This window comes from Actinomycetospora callitridis, assembly GCF_028737265.1.
Taxonomy (GTDB): Bacteria; Actinomycetota; Actinomycetes; order Mycobacteriales; family Pseudonocardiaceae; genus Actinomycetospora; species Actinomycetospora callitridis.
Map to the genome: position 1 here is coordinate 135441 of NZ_JAQZAK010000013.1, position 21555 is coordinate 156995.

Consider the following 21555-nt stretch of genomic DNA (forward strand, 5'->3'; position numbering starts at 1 on the left):
GTGGTGGGCCCGGGTCGGCGGTCGTGACCCGGCGGTAGTGGGTCACCGCGGGTAGCTCTGCGCGGCAGACGGCGTATCTCGATGGGCCGCCGCGACATCGGATTGCGCACAAGCGTTTGTCGGGGCGTGACGCGTTGGCATCCTCCGGTGACCAGGAGGAACACCTCATGTCGCAACACCGTCTGCTCGACCGTCACGGTGAGGTCGAGGCCCGGCTCCGTCGGATGACCGGCGGAACCTCCCACCGTCGGCCGCCGCGCAACGCCCGCAACCTCACCGCCGTGGCGCTCGCCGGCGTCGTCGCCGGGGGAGCGCTGGCCTCCACCGTCGAGCTCACCTCCGCGGACGGCCTGCCGTCCCAGCGGCCAGGGTCGGACGGCGGCTCCGGTCCCGATCCCGGCCCCGGTCCCGCTGCGCCTGTGGCGTCGGATCGTGTCGAGGAGCCCGACCGCGACGTGGCGGCCGCTCCGCAGAGCGACGGACCCGTCGTCACCCCGACACCGGCCGTCGCCACCCCGAAGACGACCGCGCCGGCCGCCCCGCTGTGGCTCGCCGACGGCCCCGAAGCCTTCCGCGCCACCCCGTGGAACACCGTCGGCACGACGCCGCCGCGGATGGACGGCGACGCGCTGCGCTTCGCGGTGTCCGGTCCCTACCAGCGCACCGAGCTCGAACCCGCCGTGCCCGCGCTGAATGAGGGCGACGAGCTCTACTTCGCGTTCTCCGTGCGGCTCGACGAGGACTTCCCGGCCGACGGCTCGAGTCGCCAGGTGATCACGCAGTGGAAGAACGACAGCCCCGGCTCGGCGCCGGTCGACCTGCGGGTGTGGAACGGGCAGCTCGTCCTGCACGGCGGCCACGGCCACCCCTCGGGCCCGTCCACGTTCACGCGCAGCCTGGGTCCGGCGCCGGTGGGTCGCTGGTCGGACGTCGTCGTCCGGGTCCGGTTCTCCGCGAACCCGGACGAGGGCAGCGTCAGCGCCTGGCAGGACGGCGAGCAGGAGGTCGGCTGCTATCACCCGCCGGGCGGCACGCTCTATCCCGGCCAGACCAGCTACCTGAAGACCGGCCTGGCCCGCGAGCCCACGATCACCCGGCCCGCCGAGGTCGCCTTCCGGGACTGGACCGTCGGACCGACCCTCGGGTCCGTCCGCTGAGCCATGCGCCCCTGAGCTGGGGATCGTTATCTCTCTGTGACCTTCCGGTGGGGCCCTCGGGGTCGTCCGCGGCCCGGGACTGTCGGGGGTCGCGGCTAGCGTTCCGGGTGTGAGCATCGACCAGGGTGTCCGCTCCGGCCCGGCGGCCGAGCTGGATGCCCTGCCGCCCGGGGTGGGGCTGGTCGCTGCCCTGGAGCGTCTGTCGCCGGCAGCGCTGACCGGTGAGGATCTCGCTGCCTATCTCCGCGGGTGTGCCCGGGCCCAGAACCGAGGCGCGGCTCGGGTGCTGGATGCGATGCACCACCTGGGGCGGGCGCAGGGCCAGGGGTGCGAGCGGCTCGCGGCGGTGGACGAGTTCTCCGGTGACGAGGTCGCCGCGGTGCTGGGCTGGTCGCGCACGATGGCGAGCCGCAAGCTCGATCTGGCCGAGGACCTGGCCGACCGGTTGCCGGCGGTCGGGGAGGCGCTGTGGGAGGGGTGGCTCGACGAGCCCAAGGCCACCCGGTTCTGCGAGTGGACCCGCGATCTCGCCGACGACCACGCCCGGCACGTGTGCCAGGTGGTGCTGCCCGAGGCGCCGGAACTGCCGGTGGGGGAGCTGATCCGGCGGATCGAGCAGACCGCGGCGGCGCTCGATCCCGAGTGGGCGGCGCGGCGGGCCCGGCGTGCGGAGAAGAACGCCCGCGTCATCCTCTCGCCGAACCCGACGGGGACGGCCACGTTCTCGGTGTGCGACCTCGCCGCGCCCACGGGGCTGGCGATGCGCGACCGCGTCGACGCGCTGGCCGCGGCGGTCCGTGGGCTCGGGGTGCTGACGCCGGTCGGGACGGTGCGCGCCCAGGTCGCCGCACGCCTGCTGGACGGGACGACCGCCGGGCTCACCGACCGGGACGTCGCCCTCCTGCTCGCCGCCGAGTACCACCGGCAGGCCACCGATCCCGGCGCCGAGGGGCCGGGTGACGAGGGGCCGGCCGATGAGGGGCCCACCGACGGTGACCCCGATGATCGCGGCCCGGACGACAGCGGCCCGGACGACAGCGGCCCGGACGACAGCGGCCCGGACGACAGCGGCCCGGACGACAGCGGCCCGGACGACAGCGGCCCGGAGGGTGCCGGGCCGGACGAGGGACCCGGCTGCGGCGAACCGGACGAGGGACCCCACGGCGACGCGACCGACGACGACGCGACCGACGGCGACGCGACCGACGGCGACGCGACCGACGGCGACGCGACCGACGGCGACGCGACCGACGGCGACGCGACCGACGGCGACGCGACCGACGGCGACGCGACCGACGGCGACGCGACCAGCGGCGAGGCGGCCGACGCGCCCGACACGCCCGGCCTCGGGCAGGGCCTCCTGGACCTCCCCGATCTTCCCCACCTGCCGCCGATGATCGAGGGCCCCGATCCCCGCTCCGGGCGCGTCCGCTCCGGCACCACCGAACTGCGGCTGCGGCTCACCACTGCCCTCGGGCTCGACGAACACCCCGCCGCCGTGCCCGGCTACGGCACCGTGCTCGCGCCCGACGCCCGCACCCTGCTGCACCGCCACCAGGGCGGCGAGTGGCGCATCGTGCTCACCGGCGACGACGGCCGCCTCCAGCGCGTCCTGCTCGCCCGGCGACGCCCCCGGCCTCACCGAGATACCGGGCCCCGACCACGGGGCGAGCCGTGCACCGCGATCGTCGAGCTCCAGGTCCCGACGACGCTGCTGGCTGCCCTCACTCCCGACGACCATCGCACCCGGACGGGCGACTGGGCGCCCCTGCTCACCGAGCTCCGACAGCGCCTGGGGGCCGGCCGCGACGGGCCGCCGGTGGCAGGCCCCGACGATCACATCCGCCGCCGGCCCCGCGCCGAGACCGACCGCTGGGTCCGGGTCCGCGACCGGCACTGCATCGTGCCCGCCTGCCGCCGCCCCGCCCACCGCGCCGAGCTCGACCACACCATCGACCACGCCCAGGGCGGGCCCAGCGTGCACGCCAACCTCGGGGTCGTCGACCTGCACCACCACCGCGCCAAGCACCACGCCCACTGGCGGATCCGCCAACCCGCGCCCGGGCACTTCACGATCCGCACCCGCGCGGGCGTCCACCACACCACCCGCCCCAAGAGGATCCTCGAGCCGCTGCCGCGACCACGGCCCGCCGACCGCCCACGGCCCCTGCCTCCCGAGGGCCCTCACGCCGGCCCCGACACCGACGACGTCAGCTGGCGCCAGACCTTCCTCAGGAGGACCGCCGGGCCCGCGCCGTCGGGCGGGCCGACGACCGGCCCGACGACCGCGCCGGACCGGAGCTCCGCCGACGATCCGCCGCCGTTCTGAGACCTGGTCTCGGAACTGAGGCCCACCCCGGCGTCCGCGGTCGTCGCCACCGCCCCGGTCACCCCCGGCACCGTCGGGACGAGCTGCGAGCCGACACGCCCGCTGCTGCTGCCCGGCGCCTCGATCATCGACCTGCGCCGCCTCGTCACCCGCCCCGAGCCCTGGGAGGAGGCACCGCGTGCCGCGCGTGGACGGTCAGCGCGGCCTCCTCGACCGCACGCGCCACGCTCGCCGCGTCCGGGTCCCAGTCGAGCAGCAGCATCCGGGGCCAGAGGACGTAGTTGGCGATCATGCCGAGGAACTGGGTGGTCACGAGATCGGCGTCCTCGAACTGCAGGGTGCCGGCGTGCTGCTCGGCGAGCAGGTGGTCGCGCACCGAGTCGAAGAACGGCATCTTGCCCAGGTCGAAGTGCGTGCGCCCGAGCTCGGGGAAGCGCGGGAGCTCGGCGATGACGATGCGGAACAGGTCGGCCATGCCGGGGCGGGTCAACAGGTCCGCATACCGCGTGCCGAGCGTCGACAGAGCGGCCAGGGGATCACCGGGCACGGGAGGGGCCTGCTCGTCCTCGGTGGCCCACGACGTGGTCACCATGGCGCTGAACAGCTCGGCCTTGGTCGGGAACTGCTTGAACAGCGTGGCCCGCGAGACCCCGGCCTCTGCGGCGACCTTCGCCAGCGAGGTGCCGTCGTAGCCGAGATCGAGGAAGAGCCGACGGGCAGCACCCAGCAGCGCCGCCCGATTCCTCAGGGCCAGGTCGCGGTGGTAACGCGCCGCCCCCGACGGTGCGGCCGGCGCCGACTCGTTCCCCTCCATGGCGACCGATCCTGCCAGAGACCCGACCCACGAGGCGAGCCGCTTGACTCACCTCTCTGAGGGTGGTTGCCTCATCATGAGGTGAGCGGACCGACTCACCTCGTGGATCGAGGAGGGCACGATGGGACGTTTCGAGGGACGGACGGTGCTGGTGACCGGAGCGACCGGCGGGATGGGGCGCAGCCACGTGCACGCGTTCCACCGCGAGGGTGCTGCCGTGGTGATCGCTGCGCGTGATGAGGCGGCCGGGGTCGCGCTGGCCGAGCAGCTCGGAGAGCGAGCGCTCGCGGTCCGACTCGACGTCACCGACGAGCAGCAATGGACGGCCGCGGTCGCGGCGGCCGAGCAGCGATTCGGGCCCATCTCGGTCCTGGTCGCCAACGCCGGAGTGCAGCACCCGCCGACGCTGCTCGAGGACGCCGACCGCAGCCTGTGGGACGCCGTCACCGCCGTGAACCTCACGGGGACCGCGCTCGGGATTCGAGCAGTCGTTCCCTCGATGCGCCGCGGGGGCGGCGGCGTGATCGTCACGGTCGCGTCGACGATGGCCCACGGCGGCACGGCTGCCTTCGGCCCGTACGTCGCCGCGAAGTGGGCCGTGCGCGGGCTGACCCGGACCGCGGCGCTGGAGCTGGGACGCGACCGCATCCGCGTCGTGTCACTCACCCCGGGGGTCGTGGCCACACCGTTGATCACCGAACCGCTCGGCGACGGGGTGCCGGCCATCGCCGAGGTCTTCGACCCCGAGCCGTTCGCCGTCCCGCGGATGGGTGACCCGGACGAGATCAGCCGTGCCCTTCTCTTCCTCGCCTCCCCCGAGGCTGCCTTCATCACCGGTTCGGAGCTCGTCATCGACGGCGGGCTGCTCCTCGGCCCGGCACTACCGGCCTGACCATGCCCAGCAGGTCCTGCGGCCCGCCTCGCTCGCGGGTGGTACGGCCACGTCTCGGCGCTCGACCCCCGATCCGTCGGGGATGACGGACGCGCGAGCGGCCGACTACCGTGGAATCGAGGGGGAGGGGTTCGCCGTGCGGGACGAGGAACTGATCGTCGAGTTCGCCCTGACGCGCCTGGACAACCCCGGCCTCGAGCTGGAGGAGGTCGCTGCACTGCTGGTCGCGCGGGTGGGGCCGGAGACGATGGTCGAGCTCGCGGGTCAGAACCTCGCCGACCGCGGCGAGCTGCGCGGCGCCTTGTTCGAGACGGCGGTCGAGCGGGTCATGCGCGTGGTGCTCGCGCTGCGCGACGCCCCGCTCTGAGGCGCCGACCCCGCGTCACACCCCCGTCGTCGACCCCGGGCGCACGATCATCAGCACGGTCACCGTCGCCCAGAGCAGGTTGAACACGCCCGTGGCCCCGGCGAGGCGCCCGGTGAGGGCGGCGACCGCGTCGGTCGGCCCGCTCGCCTCGAGCAGCGTGCGCTGCCGGGGCAGCACGACGCCGGCGAGCACCCCGGCCGCCGCGGCGGTCAGCACGATCGACACGAGCACCCAGGCCTCGGTCAGCACTCCCATGGCCAGCGCGGTGGCGAGGCCGAGCACCGGGACGGCGATGCCGATCACCGCGTAGGTCCGGCAGATGCGCCCGAGCACCCGCAGCCGGGCCCCGGCGTCCGGGTCCGTCGCGGCCCGCCGCGCCTCCGGCGGGAACATGCTCGCCGCCACGCACACCGGGCCGACGGCCAGGATCGCGACGAGGACGTGCAGGGACAGGAGGACCGCGGTCACGCCCCGGTCACCGCGACCCCGGCTGGCCGCCAGACCGTGCCGCGCCGCTCGTGGCGGATGACCTGCTCGACGGCGTGGGCGACCTGGGGGCCGACCTCCCGCTCGAGCAGGTGCAGCGCCAGGTCGAGCCCGCTGGTGACGTTGCCGGCGCTGACCAGGTCGCCGTCGTCGACGACGCGGGCGTCCACCGGCTGCGCCGCGGTGCCCGCCAGGTCGGCACCGTGGCCGTGGGTGACCAGCGGCCGGCCGTCGGCGAGTCCGGCCCACGCCACCAACAGGGATCCGCCGCACACGGTGGCCACCGTCGTGCCCTGGCGGCCCACCGCGTCGCGCAGCGGGCCGGCCAGCGCGCTCGACCCGGCCCGGGCGAGGAGCTGGCCGATGCCGCCGTCCACCTCCGGGCCCAGCGCGAGCGCCCCGACCGCGCCCGGCACCACCACGAGGTCCGCCGCCGGGTCCAGCGCCGCGGTGGCCGTGAGCGAGACGGCCTCGAGCCCGCTGGGCACCAGCCGGGGCCCCTCGGCGCTGACGAGCTCGACGGTCAGCCCGCCGCCGGTGAGGCCGGCCCCGATGTGGAAGACCTCGAACGGGCCGAGGACGTCGAGGGGATCGAACCCGTCGAACAGCACGACCTGGATACGCATGATCGCCACCTCCCTTGGTTTCAGTCTGACTGTAACAACCTACAGTGGCACTGAAACCGAGGCCAGGAGGGGAGACCGTGAGCCACGCAGCCGCCGGGGGAGTACCGCCCGCGTCGAGCCCCGCCTTCCTGCTGATGACCCTCGGCGGCCGCATCCGCGAGGAGGTCGAGGCCGGGCTCAAGGCCGAGGGGATCTCGTTGCGCCACCTCTCGGCGCTCGGTCACCTCGGGCCGAACCCGGGCATGTCCTACAGCGAGCTCGCCCGGCGGGCGCGCATCACGCCGCAGAGCATGCAGGCGACGCTCCACGCCCTCGAGCAGCGCGGGGCCGTCGTGCGGGACACCGACCCCGGGCGCGGCCGGACGGCCGAGCTGCACGTCACGGCCGAGGGGCAGCGGTTGCGACGGGCCGCCGCGAGCGTCATCGCGGGCGTCGACGAGCGCCTGCGCGCCCAGATCGGTGCCGAGTCCGCGGACGCCCTCGGCGGCACCCTGTGGACGTTGCTCCGCGCGGCGATCGAGTGATCACCCGTCCAGCCGGCGCCCCTGCGACATGACCAGCGCGTCGAACCGCGCCGGGCCGACGATGGTCAGCGCCCGCGCCGGGGCGTCGCCCACCACCTCGAAGCCGTGCTCCACGTCGCGGGGCAGGAAGAGGAACGCGCCCGCCGAGGCCGTCCAGCGCTCGTCGCCGCAGAACCCCGCCAGTTCGCCGGAGAGGACGTAGAACATCTCGTCCTCGCCGTCGTGGGTGTGCGCCGGCACCGTCAGCCCGGCGGGCGCCTCCTGCTCCATCACCGCGACGCGTCCCTCCGTGTCGCCGCCGTCCGCCTTCACCGTGAAGGTCGTGCCGTCGAAGTCGTACCGGTCGCCGGTGCCCGCGGGGCGCACGAAGAAGCTCACGCCCCGGAGTCTCGCCGATGCCGTCGGGCGATCGCGTCCGCACGCACGCCCCAGGCGTCGGCGACCGGGCCCAGGTGCTCGAGCTTGTCGGGGTTGATCACCGTGCGGATCGTCTGGATCCGCCCCTCGAGGACGTCGAGCACGATGATCGCGACGATCTTGCCTTCCTGGTCCCGCAGGATCGCCCCGGGCTGGTCGTTGATCGTGCGCGGGCCCATGTCGACGACCCCGGGCATGAGGGCGGCGAACCCGCCGATCAGCCGGGCCACGTTCTCGGACCCGACCACCGGCCGGGCGAGTGCCGGGCCCTTGCCGCCGCTGTCGCTGACCGCCTGCACGTCGGGGGCGAGCAGCTCGCGGAGCCCGTCGAGGTCGCCGTCGGCGAAGGCGTCGAAGAACCGGGCGGCGAGCTCCTCGCGCTCCCGCCGGTCGGCCGCGAACCGCGGCCGGCCCTCCTCCATGTGCCGTCGGGCCCGCACCGCGAGCTGGCGGCACGCCGCCTCCGAGCGCCCCACCGCCGCGGCGATCTCCGGGAAGTCGAACGCGAACACCTCCCGGAGCACGAACACCGCCCGCTCCCGCGGGCTCAGGCGCTCGAGCAGCAGCAGCGCCGCCATCGACACCGAGTCCGCGAGCTCCGCGGAGCGTTCCGGGTCCTCGTAGGGGTCGGTGAGCAGCGGCTCGGGGAACCACGGCCCGACGTAGGACTCCCGCCGGACCCGGGCCGAGCGCAGGACGTCGATCGAGAGCCGGGTGATCACGGCCGACAGGTACGACTTCACCGACGCGGGCTCGATCGCGGACGACTCGTAGCGCAGCCACGTCTCCTGGACGGCGTCCTCGGCCTCGCTGACGCTGCCCAGGATCCGGTAGGCGATCGCGAAGAGCAGCGGGCGCAGCGCGGTGAACTCCTCGGTGCGCGTCACGGTGCCGATCCTGCGGTCGTGGGGGCGTCCTGGACCGGCCGCTCGCCGTGCGGCCAGCGGATCGCCCCGGGCAGGCGCCGCTCGAGGCCGATCGCGGACACGGTGCCCCGGACCTGGAACTGCTTGGCCAGCACGGCCGCGCGTCCGGTCACGGCCCGTCCCCGGGCCACGTCGGTCGCGGTGGTCGGCTGCAGCACGGCGTGGCGCCGGCCGAGGCTGACGCAGCGGGCGGTGAAGCCGAGGTCGAGCGGCCGGTCGTCGACCGCACCGTCGAACCCGATCACGGTGTCCCCGACCAGCGCGTCCGCGGCGTGCGCGGCGGACGGGAACGCGAACTGGCACGACATGCTGAACCGGTCGCCGTCCGGCGCGGGCGTGTGCCCGGCGTCGCCGACGGCCAGGACCGCCGGGTGCGACAGCGAGCGCAGCGCGGCGTCGGTGAGGATCGCGCCCCGGTCGTCGACGGCGATCCCGGCGTCGCGGGCCAGCGGGGGCGCGGCGAACCCGCCGCACCACACGGTGAGCCCGGACGGCACCTCGGCGCCGTCCTCGAGCACCAGGCGGTCCGGCGCCACGGCCCGCACCCGGGCCCCGCCGAGCGCCTCCACACCGAGATCCTCCAACGTGCGGCGCACGTGCTCCGCTGCCGGAGGGGTGAACCACCCGCCGACCTCGCCCGCGGTCACCAGGCGCACCGGCACGTCCGGACGGCTCTCGGCCAGCTCGGCCACCGTCTCGAGGCCCGTGAACCCGCCGCCGACGACGCTGACGGGCGTGCCCCCGGGCAGCGCGGCGAACGCGGTGCGCAGCCGGTGGGCGGACTCCAGGTCCCCGACGGCGTGGACGAGTTCACCGCCCGGCACCGGCGCGGCCGCGGTCGTGCTGCCCGTGGCGACGACGACCCGGTCGAACGCGAGGAGCCGCACCCCGTCGGGCCCGGCGACCGTGGCGCGCCCGGCGTCCGGGTCGAGCGTCGTCACGTGGCCCTCCACGAGGGTGACCCCCGCCCCCAGCATCCGGCGCAGGTCGGGGGCGGGCACCGCGCGGCCGATCGCGACGTGGTGCAGCCGGAGCCGGTTGACGAACTGCGGGCGAGGGTTGACCACCGTGACCTCGGCCCGCCCGCGCGAGCGGCCGGCCAGCCGCACGGCGACCGTCGCGCCCGCGTAGCCGGCGCCGATGACCAGGACCCGCTTCTTCGATGTGCTCATGTCTCCCAGGACGAGATGGCGGGCCCAGCCGTGACATCTCCTGCCGCGCGCGGGGTAGCCAGACCTTCCGGTGCTCAGAACGGCGGTTGACGCAGGGTCCCCGACCAGGTGGGGTCCCGGGGACGATGACGATTCGGCGCCACGTGAGCACTCCCCGCACACCCTCCGAGCCCTGACAGGACTGCGCGCATGGTTGACGACGACCAGGACCCGACCGGGACCGACGAATGGCGGGAGGCGCTCGAGTCGGTCCTCGCGGTGGAGGGACCCCAGCGCGCCCACGACCTGCTCGACGAGCTGATCGCGCAGGCCCGCGCGGCCGGCGCGCCCGTGCCCTATTCGGCGACGACGCCCTACGTCAACACGATCGCGGTGGAGGACGAGCCCACGCACCCGGGTGACCGCGCGGTCGAGCACCGCATCCGCTCGGCCATCCGCTGGAACGCCGTCGCGACGGTGCTGCGCGCGAACAAGGAGTCTTCCGAGCTCGGCGGGCACATCGCGAGCTTCCAGTCCGCGGCGACGCTCTACGACACCGGCTTCCAGCACTTCTGGCACGCGCCCTCGGCCGGCCACGGGGGCGACCTCGTGATGATGCAGGGGCACTCCTCGCCCGGCATCTACGCGCGCGCCTTCCTCGAGGGCCGCCTCACCGAGGAGCAGATGGACTCCTTCCGGCAGGAGGCCGACGGCACCGGGCTCTCGTCGTACCCGCACCCGTGGCTGATGCCGGACTTCTGGCAGTTCCCGACCGTCTCGATGGGCCTCGGCCCACTGATGGCGATCTACCAGGCCCGCTTCCTCAAGTACCTGCAGGGCCGCGGCCTGGCCGAGACCGAGAACCGCCACGTCTGGGCGTTCCTGGGCGACGGCGAGATGGACGAGCCCGAGTCGCTGGGCGCGATCTCGCTGGCCGGCCGGGAGCACCTCGACAACCTGATCTTCGTCGTCAACTGCAACCTGCAGCGACTCGACGGGCCGGTGCGCGGCAACGGGAAGATCATCCAGGAGCTGGAGGGCCTCTTCCGGGGCGCGGGCTGGAACGTCATCAAGGTCATCTGGGGGAGCCGCTGGGACCAGCTGCTCGCCAGGGACGAGGGGGGCCACCTCCGGCGTCTCATGGAGGAGACCGTCGACGGCGAGTACCAGACCTTCAAGTCCAAGGACGGCGCCTACGTCCGTGAGCACTTCTTCGGCCGCTACCCGGAGACCGCGGCCATGGTCGAGGACTGGACCGACGAGGAGATCTGGGCGCTGACGCGCGGCGGGCACGACCCGTCGAAGATCTACGCGGCCTACTCCGCGGCGGTGGACGAGCCCGACCGGCCCACGGTGATCCTCGCCAAGACCGTCAAGGGCTACGGCATGGGCGAGGCCGGCGAGGGCCAGAACATCTCGCACCAGCAGAAGAAGATGGCGCAGGAGAACCTGCGGGTCTTCCGCGACCGCTTCGAGCTCTCGATCGACGACGACGCCATCGAGTCGCTGCCCTACCTGCGCTTCGACCCCGACAGCGAGGAGGGGATCTACCTCCGGAAGCACCGCGAGGCGCTCGGTGGCTCGCTCCCCGTGCGTCGCCGCACGTCGGAGGCCCTGGAGGTGCCGGACCTCTCCGCCTTCGGCGGCCAGCTCGCCGGCTCCGGCGATCGCGAGAACTCCACGACGATGGCGTTCGTCCGCGTCCTCAACACGCTGCTGCGGGACAAGAAGATCGGCAACCGCGTGGTGCCGATCGTCCCGGACGAGTCGCGCACGTTCGGCATGGAGGGCATGTTCCGCCAATTCGGGATCTTCTCCCGGGTCGGGCAGCTCTACACGCCCGAGGACGCCGGCAAGCTGATGTTCTACAAGGAGGCGGAGAACGGCCAGCTGCTCCAGGAGGGCATCAACGAGCTGGGCGCGATGTCCTCGTGGATCGCGGCGGCGACGGCGTACTCCACCAGCGACGTCCCGATGATCCCGTTCTACATCTACTACTCGATGTTCGGGTTCCAGCGCGTCGGCGACCTCGCCTGGGCCGCGGGCGACCTGCGCGCCCGCGGGTTCCTGCTCGGCGGCACCGCCGGCCGCACGACCCTCAACGGCGAGGGCCTGCAGCACGAGGACGGCCACTCGCACCTGTTCTCGGCGGTGATCCCCAACTGCGTGTCCTACGACCCGACCTTCGCCTACGAGGTCGCGGTGATCGTCGCGGACGGGTTGCGGCGGATGTACGCCGAGCAGGAGGACGTCTTCTACTACCTGACCCTGATGAACGAGAACTACCACCACCCGGCGATGCCCGAGGGCGTCGAGGAGGGGATCGTCAAGGGGCTCTACCTGTTCCGGGAGGGCGCGCCGGCCGTCACCGCGGGGGCCCGGAAGAGCCGCGCCAAGCAGAAGCCGCGCGCCCAGCTCATGGGCTCGGGGACGATCCTGCGCGAGGTGATCGCCGCCGCCGAGATGCTCGAGGACGAGTGGGGCGTCGTCGCCGACGTGTGGAGCGCGCCGAGCTTCACCGAGCTGCGGCGCGACGGCATCGACGTCGCCCGCTGGAACATGCTCCACCCCACCGAGACGCCCCGGCTCTCCTGGGTCGAGCAGTGCCTGGCCGACCGCCCGGCCGGGCCGGTGGTCGCGGCGACGGACTACATGCGCGCCTTCCCCGACCAGATCCGCGAGTGGGTGGGCGACCGCCGCTTCGCCGTGCTCGGCACCGACGGCTTCGGCCGCTCGGACTACCGCAAGGCGCTGCGCGACTTCTTCGAGGTCGACCGGCGCTACGTGGTGGTCGCGACCCTGTCCGCCCTGGCCCGCGACGGCGCCGTCCCGACCGAGAAGGTCGCCGAGGCCATCGAGCGCTACGGCATCGACCCCGAGCGCCCCGCGCCCGCGCACGCCTGACCCCCGACGAGATCGACGAGACCGCGAGGCATCCATGACGGCCCCCGCCACAACCCAGGTCGAGGTCCCGGACATCGGCGACTTCACCGACGTCCCGATCATCGAGCTCCACGTCGCGGTCGGCGACGTGATCGCCGTCGACGATCCGCTGGCCACGCTGGAGTCCGACAAGGCGACGATGGACGTGCCGTCGTCGCACGCCGGGCGCGTCACCGAGGTGCTCGTGGCGGTCGGCGACACCGTCAGCCAGGGCACGCCGGTGCTGCGGCTCGACGCCGCCGAGGGCGAGCCCGTGGAGGACGGCCCGGCCGAGTCCCCGGAGTCGGAGTCGGCTGCCCCGGTGCCCAAGGACGCGCCCGCGGCCGCCGACGCCGAGGTCACGGCCCAGGAGCCGGACACGGAGAAGGCCTCGTCGAGCGCGGGGGCTCCGGCCGCACCCTCCACCAACGGCTCGGGCAACGGCTCGAGCAACGGTTCGGGGCTCCCCGTCCACGCCGGCCCGAGCGTGCGCAAGCTGGCCCGCGAGTTCGAGGTCGACCTGGACCAGGTGCCGGCCACGGGGCCCAAGGGACGGATCACCAAGTCCGACCTGCTGGCCTACGTCCGCGGCCCCGCCCAGGCCCCGGAAGCGGCCCCGGCCGCGGCCCCGTCCGGCGGCTCGGGCATCCCCGAGATCCCGGCGCAGGACTTCTCGAAGTTCGGCCCGGTCGAGACGCAGCCGCTGTCGAGGATCACCCGGATCTCGGGGCCGTTCCTGCACCGCTCGTGGCTGAACGTCCCGCACGTCACGCACAACGACGACGCCGACATCACCGACACCGACCGCTTCCGCAAGGAGCTCGACACCCAGGGCAAGACGGATCCTTCAGGGGGCTACCGGGTCACGCTGCTCGCGTTCCTCATGAAGGCGTCGGTCTCGGCGCTCAAGGCGTACCCGACGCTGAACAGCTCGCTGACGCCCGAGAAGGACGCGCTGATCATGAAGCGCTACTACCACCTCGGCGTCGCCGTCGACACCCCGGGCGGGCTGGTCGTCCCCGTCATCCGCGACGTCGACCGCAAGGGCATCGTCGAGCTGTCCAAGGAGCTGGGGGAGGTGTCGGCGCGGGCGCGCGACGGCAAGCTCACGGCCGACGACATGAGCGGCGGTACGTTCACGATCTCCAGCCTGGGCGGGATCGGCGGCACGGCGTTCACCCCGATCGTCAACGCGCCCGAGGTCGCCATCCTCGGCGTCGTGCGCTCGCGCGTCGCGCCGGTCTGGGACGGCGAGGCCTTCGTGCCCCGCACCCTGCTGCCGCTGTGCCTGTCCTACGACCACCGCGTCATCGACGGCGCCCTCGCCGCGCGCTTCACCCGCCACCTCGCCCACACCATGGGCGACGAGCGCCGCCTGCTGCTGTGACACCTGCCGAGGAGATTCGCCGTGGCTGACACCGTGGTCGTCGAGGTCCCCGACATCGGCGACTTCACCGACGTCCCCATCATCGAGATCCACGTCGCCGTGGGCAGCGAGGTCGCCCTCGACGAGCCGTTGCTCACCCTCGAGTCCGACAAGGCGACGATGGACGTCCCGGCCGAGACGGCCGGGACGGTCACCGAGATCCGCGTCGCGGTCGGCGACACGGTCTCGCGGGGCACGCCGATCCTCGTCGTGACGCCGAGCGACGTCGAGGCCCCGGCGACGCCGGCACCCGTCGCCAAGACGGGCGCCTCCGAGCGGGTGCCGTCGCGGAACCAGGAAGCGCCGGCGGCCGCGTCCGACGGCGCGGAGGATCGGCACGTCGGGCTCGTCGTGCTCGGCGCCGGGCCGGGTGGCTACACCGCCGCGTTCCGGGCCGCCGACCTCGGGCTCGAGGTCCTGGTGGTGGACGCCCGCGACACCCTCGGCGGCGTCTGCCTCAACGTGGGCTGCATCCCGTCGAAGGCACTGCTGCACGCGGCCAAGGTCATCGCCGAGACGAAGGAGATGAGCGGGCACGGCGTGAAGTTCGGCGCGCCGGAGATCGACCTCGACGAGCTCCGCACGTGGAAGGACGGCGTCGTCGACCGGCTGACCGGCGGGCTGAAGGGCCTGGCCAAGCAGCGGAAGGTCTCGACGCTGCAGGGGACGGGACGGTTCCTCTCGCCGCACCGCCTCGAGGTCACCGCGCCCGACGGCGCGACCACCGTCGTCGGCTTCGACCAGGTCATCGTGGCCGCGGGCTCGGAGCCGGTCCGCCTGCCGTTCGTGCCCCACGACGACCCGCGCGTGCTCGACTCGACCTCGGCGCTCGAGATCGCCGACGTGCCCGAGCGCCTGCTCGTCCTCGGCGGCGGGATCATCGGCCTCGAGATGGCGACGGTGTACGCCGAGCTGGGCTCGAGGATCACCGTGGTCGAGCTGATGGACCAGCTCATCCCCGGCGCGGACAAGGACATCGTGGGTCCGCTGGCCAAGCACATCGGGGCGCGCTACGAGGACATCCACCTCTCCACCAAGGTCACCGGCGTCGAGGCCACGGAGAAGGGTCTCGTGGTGTCGTTCGAGGGGGAGGCCACAGGGAAGAACACAGCCCCGGAGACCGACACGTTCGACGCCGTGCTCGTGGCCGTCGGGCGGCGTCCCCTCGGCGCCGCGCTGGACCTCGGCGCCGCCGGGGTCTCGGTGGACGAGCGCGGCTTCGTCGGGGTCGACGCGCAGATGCGCACGAACGTCGCGCACGTCTTCGCCATCGGCGACGTCGTCGGCCAGCCGATGCTCGCCCACAAGGCGGTCCACGAGGGCAAGGTCGCCGCCGAGGTCGCCGCCGGGCAGAAGAGCGCCTTCGACGCCCGCTGCATCCCCTCGGTCGCCTACACCGACCCGGAGGTGGCGTGGGTCGGGGTCACCGAGACCGAGGCGAAGGCGCGCGGCCTGCCGTACGGCTCGGGGACGTTCCCGTGGGCGGCGTCCGGGCGCTCGCTGTCGCTGGGGCGCTCGGAGGGCTCGACCAAGGTCCTCTTCGACACCGAGACCGACCGGATCCTCGGTGCCGGGATCGTCGGTCCCGCCGCGGGCGACCTCATCGCCGAGGCCGCCCTGGCCATCGAGATGGGGGCCGACGCCGCGGACATCGGCCTGACGATCCATCCGCACCCGACGCTCTCGGAGACCATCGGCATGGCCGCCGAGGCGTTCGAGGGCACGCTCACCGACCTCTACATCCCGAAGAAGGCCGGGAAGTGAGATCGGCGCCGGGGCCGGGCACCGTCTCCTGACCGCCGTGGGCCCGCCGCGGCGCGTGCCGCTCGGCTCGGGCTGGGACTCCGACGCCGTCCTGGTCGACGGCCGGTGGGTCGAGCGCACGGCCCGGCGCCCCGCCGCCGAAGCGGGGCTGCGGCGCGAGGCGCGCCTGCTGCCGTGGCTCGCGGCGTGGCTCCCGCTCCCCGTGCCGCGGCCGGTCGTTGTCGGCGGGACGCCGCTGACCGTGCGCCACCCGTGGGTGCCCGGGTCGGCGCTCGACGCCCCGTCCGCCGACCAGGGGCGGCGGCTCGGGGCGTTCCTGCGCACGACGTCCCCGTCGACGCGGCCGTGGCGCACGGGCTCCCGGACCCGTCGACGACCCGCGGGTGGCGGGACCGGGCGGTCGCGCGGTTCGAGGCCGAGGTCGCGCCCCGCCTGCCCGACGACCGCCGGCTGCGCGCCGCGCTGGAGCGCCTGCGCGAGGCACCGGCCGGCGCGGTCGTCCACGGCGACCTCCGGGCCGAGCACGTCCTGGCCGCCGACAGCGAGATCACGGGCGTCATCGACTGGGGCGACGCGCGCGCCGGCGACCCGGCCAAGGACCTCGAGTGGCTGCTCCTCGACACCGGCGTCGCCCCGGCCGTGATCGCGGCGTACGGCGCCGACCTGACCGCCCGCGCCCGCGACTGGCGGCGCGTGGGCCCCTGCTACGCCGTGGTGCACGGGCTCGACACCGGCGACGACGCCCTCGTCGTCAGGGCACTCGGGGACCTCGCGTGACGCGGTAGCGCAGGGCCACCGTCCCCGGCCCGTCGAGGGTGCGGATCGGCTCGAGCTCGACGAGCTCGGCGGGCATGTCGTCGAACAGGCGCCGCCCCTGCCCGAGCAGGACGGGCACCACCTGCAGCGCCAGCTCGTCGATCTCCCCGGCTCGCAGGAACGCCCGGGCCGCCTCGGCGCCGTGCAGCAGCACGTCCCGCTCGCCCGCGGCCTCCCGGGCCGCCGCCGCGGCCTCCCGGACGTCGGTGACGTAGCGGGCGTGGCCGGGGGCGGGCGCGTCCGGGACGGAGCGGGTGAGCACGATGATCGGGACACCGTCGTGGTGGTCGCCGCCCCAGTGCCCGGCGTGGTCGAAGGTCCGCCGGCCGGTCAGGACCGCGCCGGTGGTCATCGCCGCGGCGAGCACGAGGGCGTCCACGTCGTCGTCGCTGCGGGCGGTGGCCGGATCGTCGCCCACCGCGAGGACCAGGGACTCGTGCAGCCGCTCCCCGCCGATCCCCAGGCCCTGATCGGGCCCGTCCTCCGGCCCGGTGACGAATCCGTCCAGGGACATCCACATGTAGAGCACGATCCTGCCCATGGCGGGCCCTTCCGTGGGAGGTCCGGGACCGACAGTGTGAACCCGGTCGTCGGCGAGGACGAACCGTCACTCGGACACCCGACGGCGACCGGCCGTTCCCAGAAGGAGAACCTGAACGATGATCTCAGTGGGAGACAAGATCCCCGACGTGCCGCTCGCGACGGTCGGCGCCGACGGTGCCAACCCGGTGCGTTCCGGCGAGCTCTTCGGAACGGGGCGCACCGTCCTGTTCGGCGTGCCCGCCGCCTTCAGCCCGACCTGCAGCGACGCGCACCTCCCGGGCTTCGTGGCGAAGGCCCAGGAGATCAGCGCCAAGGGCGTCGACCGGATCGTCTGCGTGTCGGTGAACGACCCGTTCGTCATGGGCGCCTGGGCGAAGGACCAGGGCGTCGGCGACAGCGTGATCATGCTCGCCGACGGCGCCGCGCTCTTCGCCACGGCGATGGGCCTGAGCATCGACGCCTCGGACTTCGGACTGGGCGTCCGGTCGTCGCGCTACGCGGCGATCATCGACGACGGCACCCTGACCTGGATCGACGTCGAGGCGGCCCCGCCGGACCACGAGGTCTCCACCGCCGACGCGGTGCTGTCGCACCTCTGACGGGGCGCACCTCTGACGGCCCCGAGCCCGCGTCCCGCACCCGCGGGGCGCGGGCTCAGCCGTCCCGGTACGCGCGCACGATCTGGTCGTACGACGTGTCGGCGGCCAGGCCCAGCGCCGCCGCGCGCGGGGTCTCGAACCGCGACGGCCAGCTGCCCACGATGGCGACCACGGCCGGGTCCTCGACCCAGTCGACGAGCGCGCTCGTGCCCGGACCGGCGACGCGGTCGAGGGCCGCGGTCATCTCGCGCGGCGTGGTGGTGAGCGCCGGGAGGTTCATCGCGGTCCGGCTGCCCCAGGTGGCGTCGTCCACCTCGGCGGCCCGGAGGATGCCGTCGAGCGTGCGGTGCGGCGAGGAGAGCGCGACCGGCATGTCCGGCGGCGCCGGGCAGACGGCGCGCTCGCCGGCCAGCGGCTCGCGGATGATCCCGGACAGGAAGCTCGAGGCCGCGGCGTTGGGACGGCCGGGTCGCACCGACACCGTCATCAGCCGCACGCTCCGCCCGCGCACGAAGCCCTTGCGGGTGTAGTCGGCGACGAGCTGCTCGCCGACGAACTTCTGGATCCCGTAGCTGGACTGCGGGCGCGGCAGGGTGTCGTCGTCGACGGGGCCGACCGGCCCGATCGCCGGATCGCTGCCGAACACCGCGAGCGAGCTGGTGAAGACGAGCACCGGGGGCACCGCGTGGCCGCGGGCGTACTCGAGGACCGCGCGGGTGCCGTCGAGGTTGGTGCGCATGCCCAGGTCGAAATCGGCCTCGGCGGCGCCGCTGACCACCCCTGCGAGATGGAAGACGGCGTCCGCCTCGTCGCCGAGGGTCCGGCTCAGCTCGCCCTCGTTGAAGTCGATAGTGATGTGCTCCACCCGCGGGTCGGCGCCGACGTCGTCGGCCGGCGCGACGAGGTCGACGACGACGAGCCGCGTGACGTCGGCGGGCGCCGCCCCGCCGAGCGCGACCGGCCCGGCGAGCAGGCGGCGGCACAGCAGCGTCCCGAGGAACCCGGCCCCGCCGGTGACGATCACGCGCATGCGGCCTCCTCGAGGCGGTCGACGACGTCGGCGAGCGCGTCCTCGCCGCCCACGTTCCCGGCGAACACCACCAGGGGCGGGCCGCTCGCCGGCGCCCAGAGCGACACGATCCCCGGCAGCAGCGATCCGCGCACCCACGCCCGGTCGGCCCGCAACGACTCGGTCGCGACGTCCGAGGACGTGATCCCGCCCTTCGCGAGGACGTAGGCCGGCGGGCTCGCGGCGACGACCCGACCGACCACCCCGGTGAGCGCGGCGCTGACCCGGCGCGCGATCTCCAGGCTCTCGGCCTCGTCGCGCCCGGTCACGAGCGTGCGCGAGGTGCTCAGCACGGTGGTGCGGTGCTCGAGGGAGCTCGCGACCTGCGCGACCACGTCGTCGAGGTGCCGGTCGGAGGCCAGCACCGTCGGGACGTCGATCTCGACGCGGGCGAGCTCCCGCCGCGCACCGAGCCGCTCGAGCTGACGGCTCGTGCGGGCCACGTGCGAGCCGACGACGACGAGCCCGTGGCCGGTCCCGACGGCGTCACGGAGGTCGGCGTCGGCGATCGGCGGCTGCTCGCCCTGGCCGACGCGGGCGCGGACGAACGACGGGCCGACGCGGTAGACGAACCGCGCGCCGTCCCGCTCGGCGGCGAGGATCGCGAGCACCCCGGCGCGCAGGTCGTCGTCGACCACGGCGTCCAGGACGATCACCCGGGCCCGGGGCAGCGTCACCGGACCGGCGCGCAGGCTCCCGAGGCCGACCTCGGCGACGTCGCCGGCCGGGATCGCCCCGCCGCTCTTCTCGGCGACCCAGTCGGCGAGGCGGGAGTGGCGGTAGCCGAAGCTGGCGTCGGCGGCGAACTCGCTCTCGGCCACCGGGGTCAGCGTGTCGCCCTCGCGCAGCCAGTGCACGCCGCCGAGCGTGACCCGCCCGGCGTCGGGGAAGGCGGGCGCGAGGACCACGGCGTCGGCGCCGACCTCGGCGGCGACCACGTCGGTCTCGAGCGGGAAGTGCCCGCGCAGTGTCGAGTCGCTGCGGCTGGCCACGATCACCTCGACGCCGCGTCGGCGGGCGACGTCGAGGCACGTCCGCACGACCTCGCGGGTGCGGGCCGCGGCGTCGTCGGGGGCGAGGCTGCGGGTGTTGGTCAGGACGAAGAACGCCGGCGCCCCCTGCGCGAGGGCCCAGCCGACGTCGTCGGCGCTCCAGCGGGTGAGCACCGGGAGGTCGCGGACGGTCTGCGTGCCGGTGGGGTCGTCGTCGAGGACCACGACCGTCGGCGTCCCGGCCAGCGCCGCCCGGACCTCCCCGGCCGGCACCACCCGCACCGGTGGCAGGCCCGCCAGCCGCTCACGGTCCTGCTGCATCGGCCCATGCTCCCCGATGGCCCATGCTCCCCGATGGCGAGCGGGCGGTCAGGAGGAGCCGGAGTCCAGCAGGGTGTGCAGCCGGACGATGCGGCCGTCCTCGACGAGGCCGATGTCGGTGCCCGTGACGACGGGCGCGCCGCCCGCGGGCCCGAAGCCCCACGAGATCATGCCGAGGTCGCCGCTCACCCGCACGAAGGAGGTGGGGCGGAACGCGAAGTCCGGCGCGCCGTCCAGCAGCGCCGACACCTTGGAGTCGATCTGGTCGCGACCCCGCACGAGGCCCTCGGGGTCCTGGAACAGGACGTCCTCGGCGTACACCGCGGCGATCGCCTCGGCGCGGCGCGCGGCGTCGCGCTCGTTGAACACCCCGAGCAGGTTGCGCTGCATGAGCTCCTCGACCGTCGCCATACGGCGATCATGCCCGCCGCCGCCGGGCGCGTCACCACCGCCCACTTCTCGCCGCCGACCGATTCCGCCCCGGCGAATGCGGGATTTCGGCACACCGAATATTCGAATTCGCGCCGACGACCTCGGTGAGGAGTGCCACCGGGAATCGCAGGGCGCGGCGAACGGGTGCTACGTTCGCTGCAGCGAAGGGGAGTAGCTCCCAACATCGCGGTCGACACACTGACGCCCTGCGTCCGGCCGCGGCGGCCGCCGGTGCCACCGGTGGCGGGCGAGACCTTCGGCACCGACCCGTTCATCGGGTTCGGGCCGGAGCATGCGCCCTCGGTCCGATCCGACCGAGAGGAGCGCGCCCCCGTGACCGGCTTCCTGGCCGCCGCTGCCATGAGCTTCGCCGTCATCTTCGTCGCGGAGCTCGGTGACAAGTCCCAGCTGATGGCGTTGACGTTCGCCACGCGCTTCCGAGCCCTGCCCGTGCTGCTCGGCATCACCGCGGCCACGGCGGTCACCCACGCGGTCTCGGTCGGCGTCGGTTACCTGCTCGGGGCCACACTCCCCACCTTCTGGATCTCCTGCGCGGCGGCCGTCGCGTTCGTCGTGTTCGGGCTGTGGACCCTGCGCGGCGACTCGCTCTCCGCCGACGAGGAGAAGAAGAGCGGCGCCACCACGCGCTCCGCGTTCGTGACGGCCGGGGTCGCGTTCTTCCTCGCCGAGCTCGGTGACAAGACGATGCTCGCCACCGTCACGCTCGCCACCCAGTACCCGGGGACCGGCGGCGTCACGGGCGTCTGGCTCGGCTCGACGATCGGCATGGTCATGGCCGACGGCCTGGCGATCATCCTGGGCCGGGTGCTGGGCCGGAACCTGCCGGAGAAGGCGATCCGGATCGGCGCCGCCGCGCTGTTCTTCGTGTTCGCGGTGTGGCTCGCCGTCGAGGCATTCCTGAACGGCTGAGGAACCATTCCCGCGCTTTCTCCCACGTCCCGTCGGGAGCGCTTCCCACCCG

The 21555-nt window shown here is 74.2% G+C and carries 21 protein-coding genes and 1 pseudogene; 12 read left to right on the plus strand and 10 right to left on the minus strand.

Going from position 1 to position 21555, the window contains the following annotated elements; all coding sequences use genetic code 11:
* The first annotated feature begins 167 nt into the window (after nt 1-167).
* Nucleotides 168-1157 carry a heparin lyase I family protein gene (locus PH191_RS27875; RefSeq protein ID WP_274197887.1) on the plus strand — a complete coding sequence of 330 codons (990 nt, stop codon included), beginning with the start codon at nt 168-170 and terminating at the stop codon, nt 1155-1157.
* A 109-nt stretch (nt 1158-1266) separates the two neighbouring features.
* Nucleotides 1267-3486 carry a DUF222 domain-containing protein gene (locus tag PH191_RS27880; RefSeq protein ID WP_274197888.1) on the plus strand — a complete coding sequence of 740 codons (2220 nt, stop codon included), beginning with the start codon at nt 1267-1269 and terminating at the stop codon, nt 3484-3486.
* A gap of 145 nt (nt 3487-3631) precedes the next feature.
* Here PH191_RS27880 and PH191_RS27885 read toward each other — a convergent pair whose 3' ends face one another.
* A complete protein-coding gene (locus PH191_RS27885) occupies nt 3632-4300 on the minus strand; it encodes a TetR/AcrR family transcriptional regulator (RefSeq protein WP_274197889.1) in 669 nt (222 codons plus the stop codon).
* A 121-nt stretch (nt 4301-4421) separates the two neighbouring features.
* Here PH191_RS27885 and PH191_RS27890 point away from each other — a divergent pair, with 121 nt between their 5' ends.
* Nucleotides 4422-5192 carry an SDR family NAD(P)-dependent oxidoreductase gene (locus PH191_RS27890; protein WP_274197890.1) on the plus strand — a complete coding sequence of 257 codons (771 nt, stop codon included), beginning with the start codon at nt 4422-4424 and terminating at the stop codon, nt 5190-5192.
* A 136-nt stretch (nt 5193-5328) separates the two neighbouring features.
* Nucleotides 5329-5559, plus strand: a complete 231-nt coding sequence (locus PH191_RS27895; protein ID WP_274197891.1) for a hypothetical protein — start codon at nt 5329-5331, stop codon at nt 5557-5559.
* A 15-nt stretch (nt 5560-5574) separates the two neighbouring features.
* Here PH191_RS27895 and PH191_RS27900 read toward each other — a convergent pair whose 3' ends face one another.
* Both PH191_RS27900 and PH191_RS27905 read right to left on the minus strand, forming a co-directional pair.
* On the minus strand, nt 5575-6027 hold the full coding sequence (locus PH191_RS27900; protein WP_274197892.1) for a hypothetical protein: 453 nt from the start codon (nt 6025-6027) through the stop codon (nt 5575-5577).
* A complete protein-coding gene (locus PH191_RS27905) occupies nt 6024-6671 on the minus strand; it encodes a DJ-1/PfpI family protein (protein WP_274197893.1) in 648 nt (215 codons plus the stop codon). The genes PH191_RS27900 and PH191_RS27905 overlap by 4 nt, the downstream gene beginning before the upstream one ends.
* A gap of 77 nt (nt 6672-6748) precedes the next feature.
* On the opposite strand from PH191_RS27905, the gene PH191_RS27910 reads away from it, so the two are divergent.
* The gene (locus tag PH191_RS27910) at nt 6749-7195 is read left to right on the plus strand and encodes a MarR family winged helix-turn-helix transcriptional regulator (RefSeq protein WP_274197894.1); all 447 of its coding nucleotides are present in this window, start codon (nt 6749-6751) and stop codon (nt 7193-7195) included.
* Here PH191_RS27910 and PH191_RS27915 read toward each other — a convergent pair whose 3' ends face one another.
* Genes PH191_RS27915 through PH191_RS27925 form a run of 3 tightly spaced genes read right to left on the minus strand, consistent with a single transcriptional unit; the run spans nt 7196 to nt 9710 of the window.
* Nucleotides 7196-7573: a cupin domain-containing protein gene (locus tag PH191_RS27915; RefSeq protein WP_274197895.1), complete on the minus strand. Its 378-nt coding sequence runs from the start codon at nt 7571-7573 to the stop codon at nt 7196-7198.
* Nucleotides 7570-8499 carry an RNA polymerase sigma-70 factor gene (locus PH191_RS27920; protein WP_274197896.1) on the minus strand — a complete coding sequence of 310 codons (930 nt, stop codon included), beginning with the start codon at nt 8497-8499 and terminating at the stop codon, nt 7570-7572. Before PH191_RS27920 ends, PH191_RS27915 begins: the two co-directional genes overlap by 4 nt.
* Complete coding sequence (locus tag PH191_RS27925) at nt 8496-9710, minus strand: NAD(P)/FAD-dependent oxidoreductase (protein WP_274197897.1); 1215 nt, start codon at nt 9708-9710, stop codon at nt 8496-8498. Before PH191_RS27925 ends, PH191_RS27920 begins: the two co-directional genes overlap by 4 nt.
* Before the next feature lie 189 nt (nt 9711-9899).
* Here PH191_RS27925 and aceE point away from each other — a divergent pair, with 189 nt between their 5' ends.
* The 5 genes and pseudogenes from aceE (at nt 9900) to PH191_RS30185 (ending at nt 16578) form a co-directional block, all read left to right on the plus strand.
* On the plus strand, nt 9900-12593 hold the full coding sequence (aceE, locus tag PH191_RS27930; RefSeq protein ID WP_274197898.1) for a pyruvate dehydrogenase (acetyl-transferring), homodimeric type: 2694 nt from the start codon (nt 9900-9902) through the stop codon (nt 12591-12593).
* Between the two features lie 34 nt (nt 12594-12627).
* A complete protein-coding gene (locus tag PH191_RS27935) occupies nt 12628-13998 on the plus strand; it encodes a 2-oxo acid dehydrogenase subunit E2 (protein WP_274197899.1) in 1371 nt (456 codons plus the stop codon).
* 21 nt (nt 13999-14019) lie between these two features.
* Entirely contained in the window at nt 14020-15801 is a 1782-nt protein-coding gene (gene lpdA / locus PH191_RS27940) for a dihydrolipoyl dehydrogenase (protein WP_274197900.1), read from the plus strand.
* Between the two features lie 55 nt (nt 15802-15856).
* Nucleotides 15857-16081, plus strand: a pseudogene (locus tag PH191_RS30180) (phosphotransferase); the annotation flags it as partial.
* 65 nt (nt 16082-16146) lie between these two features.
* On the plus strand, nt 16147-16578 hold the full coding sequence (locus tag PH191_RS30185; protein WP_274197901.1) for a phosphotransferase: 432 nt from the start codon (nt 16147-16149) through the stop codon (nt 16576-16578).
* Here the strand turns inward: PH191_RS30185 and PH191_RS27950 are convergent.
* Nucleotides 16553-17158: a dihydrofolate reductase family protein gene (locus PH191_RS27950; RefSeq protein ID WP_274197902.1), complete on the minus strand. Its 606-nt coding sequence runs from the start codon at nt 17156-17158 to the stop codon at nt 16553-16555. The two genes, PH191_RS30185 and PH191_RS27950, sit on opposite strands and share 26 nt — an antisense overlap.
* Nucleotides 17159-17276: 118 nt before the next feature.
* Between PH191_RS27950 and PH191_RS27955 the strand changes: the two genes are divergently transcribed.
* Nucleotides 17277-17759 carry a peroxiredoxin gene (locus PH191_RS27955; RefSeq protein ID WP_274197903.1) on the plus strand — a complete coding sequence of 161 codons (483 nt, stop codon included), beginning with the start codon at nt 17277-17279 and terminating at the stop codon, nt 17757-17759.
* A 55-nt stretch (nt 17760-17814) separates the two neighbouring features.
* Here the strand turns inward: PH191_RS27955 and denD are convergent, their stop codons facing one another.
* Genes denD through PH191_RS27970 form a run of 3 tightly spaced genes read right to left on the minus strand, consistent with a single transcriptional unit; the run spans nt 17815 to nt 20552 of the window.
* Complete coding sequence (gene denD, locus PH191_RS27960; RefSeq protein ID WP_274197904.1) at nt 17815-18789, minus strand: D-erythronate dehydrogenase; 975 nt, start codon at nt 18787-18789, stop codon at nt 17815-17817.
* The gene (locus tag PH191_RS27965; protein WP_274197905.1) at nt 18780-20141 is read right to left on the minus strand and encodes a four-carbon acid sugar kinase family protein; all 1362 of its coding nucleotides are present in this window, start codon (nt 20139-20141) and stop codon (nt 18780-18782) included. The genes denD and PH191_RS27965 overlap by 10 nt, the downstream gene beginning before the upstream one ends.
* Before the next feature lie 48 nt (nt 20142-20189).
* The gene (locus PH191_RS27970) at nt 20190-20552 is read right to left on the minus strand and encodes a nuclear transport factor 2 family protein (protein WP_274197906.1); all 363 of its coding nucleotides are present in this window, start codon (nt 20550-20552) and stop codon (nt 20190-20192) included.
* A gap of 354 nt (nt 20553-20906) precedes the next feature.
* Between PH191_RS27970 and PH191_RS27975 the strand changes: the two genes are divergently transcribed.
* The gene (locus PH191_RS27975) at nt 20907-21503 is read left to right on the plus strand and encodes a TMEM165/GDT1 family protein (RefSeq protein WP_274197907.1); all 597 of its coding nucleotides are present in this window, start codon (nt 20907-20909) and stop codon (nt 21501-21503) included.
* The last annotated feature ends 52 nt before the right edge of the window (nt 21504-21555 follow it).

Bases quoted from the DNA above. Each gene is read 5' to 3' on its own strand.
- PH191_RS27890 (WP_274197890.1), top strand. From the start codon at position 4,422: ATGGGACGTTTCGAGGGACGGACGGTGCTGGTGACCGGAGCGACCGGC.
- denD (WP_274197904.1), bottom strand. From the start codon at position 18,789: ATGCGCGTGATCGTCACCGGCGGGGCCGGGTTCCTCGGGACGCTGCTG.
- PH191_RS27965 (WP_274197905.1), bottom strand. From the start codon at position 20,141: ATGCAGCAGGACCGTGAGCGGCTGGCGGGCCTGCCACCGGTGCGGGTG.
- aceE (WP_274197898.1), top strand. From the start codon at position 9,900: ATGGTTGACGACGACCAGGACCCGACCGGGACCGACGAATGGCGGGAG.
- PH191_RS27925 (WP_274197897.1), bottom strand. From the start codon at position 9,710: ATGAGCACATCGAAGAAGCGGGTCCTGGTCATCGGCGCCGGCTACGCG.
- PH191_RS27875 (WP_274197887.1), top strand. From the start codon at position 168: ATGTCGCAACACCGTCTGCTCGACCGTCACGGTGAGGTCGAGGCCCGG.
- PH191_RS27885 (WP_274197889.1), bottom strand. From the start codon at position 4,300: ATGGAGGGGAACGAGTCGGCGCCGGCCGCACCGTCGGGGGCGGCGCGT.
- PH191_RS27905 (WP_274197893.1), bottom strand. From the start codon at position 6,671: ATGCGTATCCAGGTCGTGCTGTTCGACGGGTTCGATCCCCTCGACGTC.
- PH191_RS27950 (WP_274197902.1), bottom strand. From the start codon at position 17,158: ATGGGCAGGATCGTGCTCTACATGTGGATGTCCCTGGACGGATTCGTC.
- PH191_RS27970 (WP_274197906.1), bottom strand. From the start codon at position 20,552: ATGGCGACGGTCGAGGAGCTCATGCAGCGCAACCTGCTCGGGGTGTTC.
- PH191_RS27935 (WP_274197899.1), top strand. From the start codon at position 12,628: ATGACGGCCCCCGCCACAACCCAGGTCGAGGTCCCGGACATCGGCGAC.
- PH191_RS27955 (WP_274197903.1), top strand. From the start codon at position 17,277: ATGATCTCAGTGGGAGACAAGATCCCCGACGTGCCGCTCGCGACGGTC.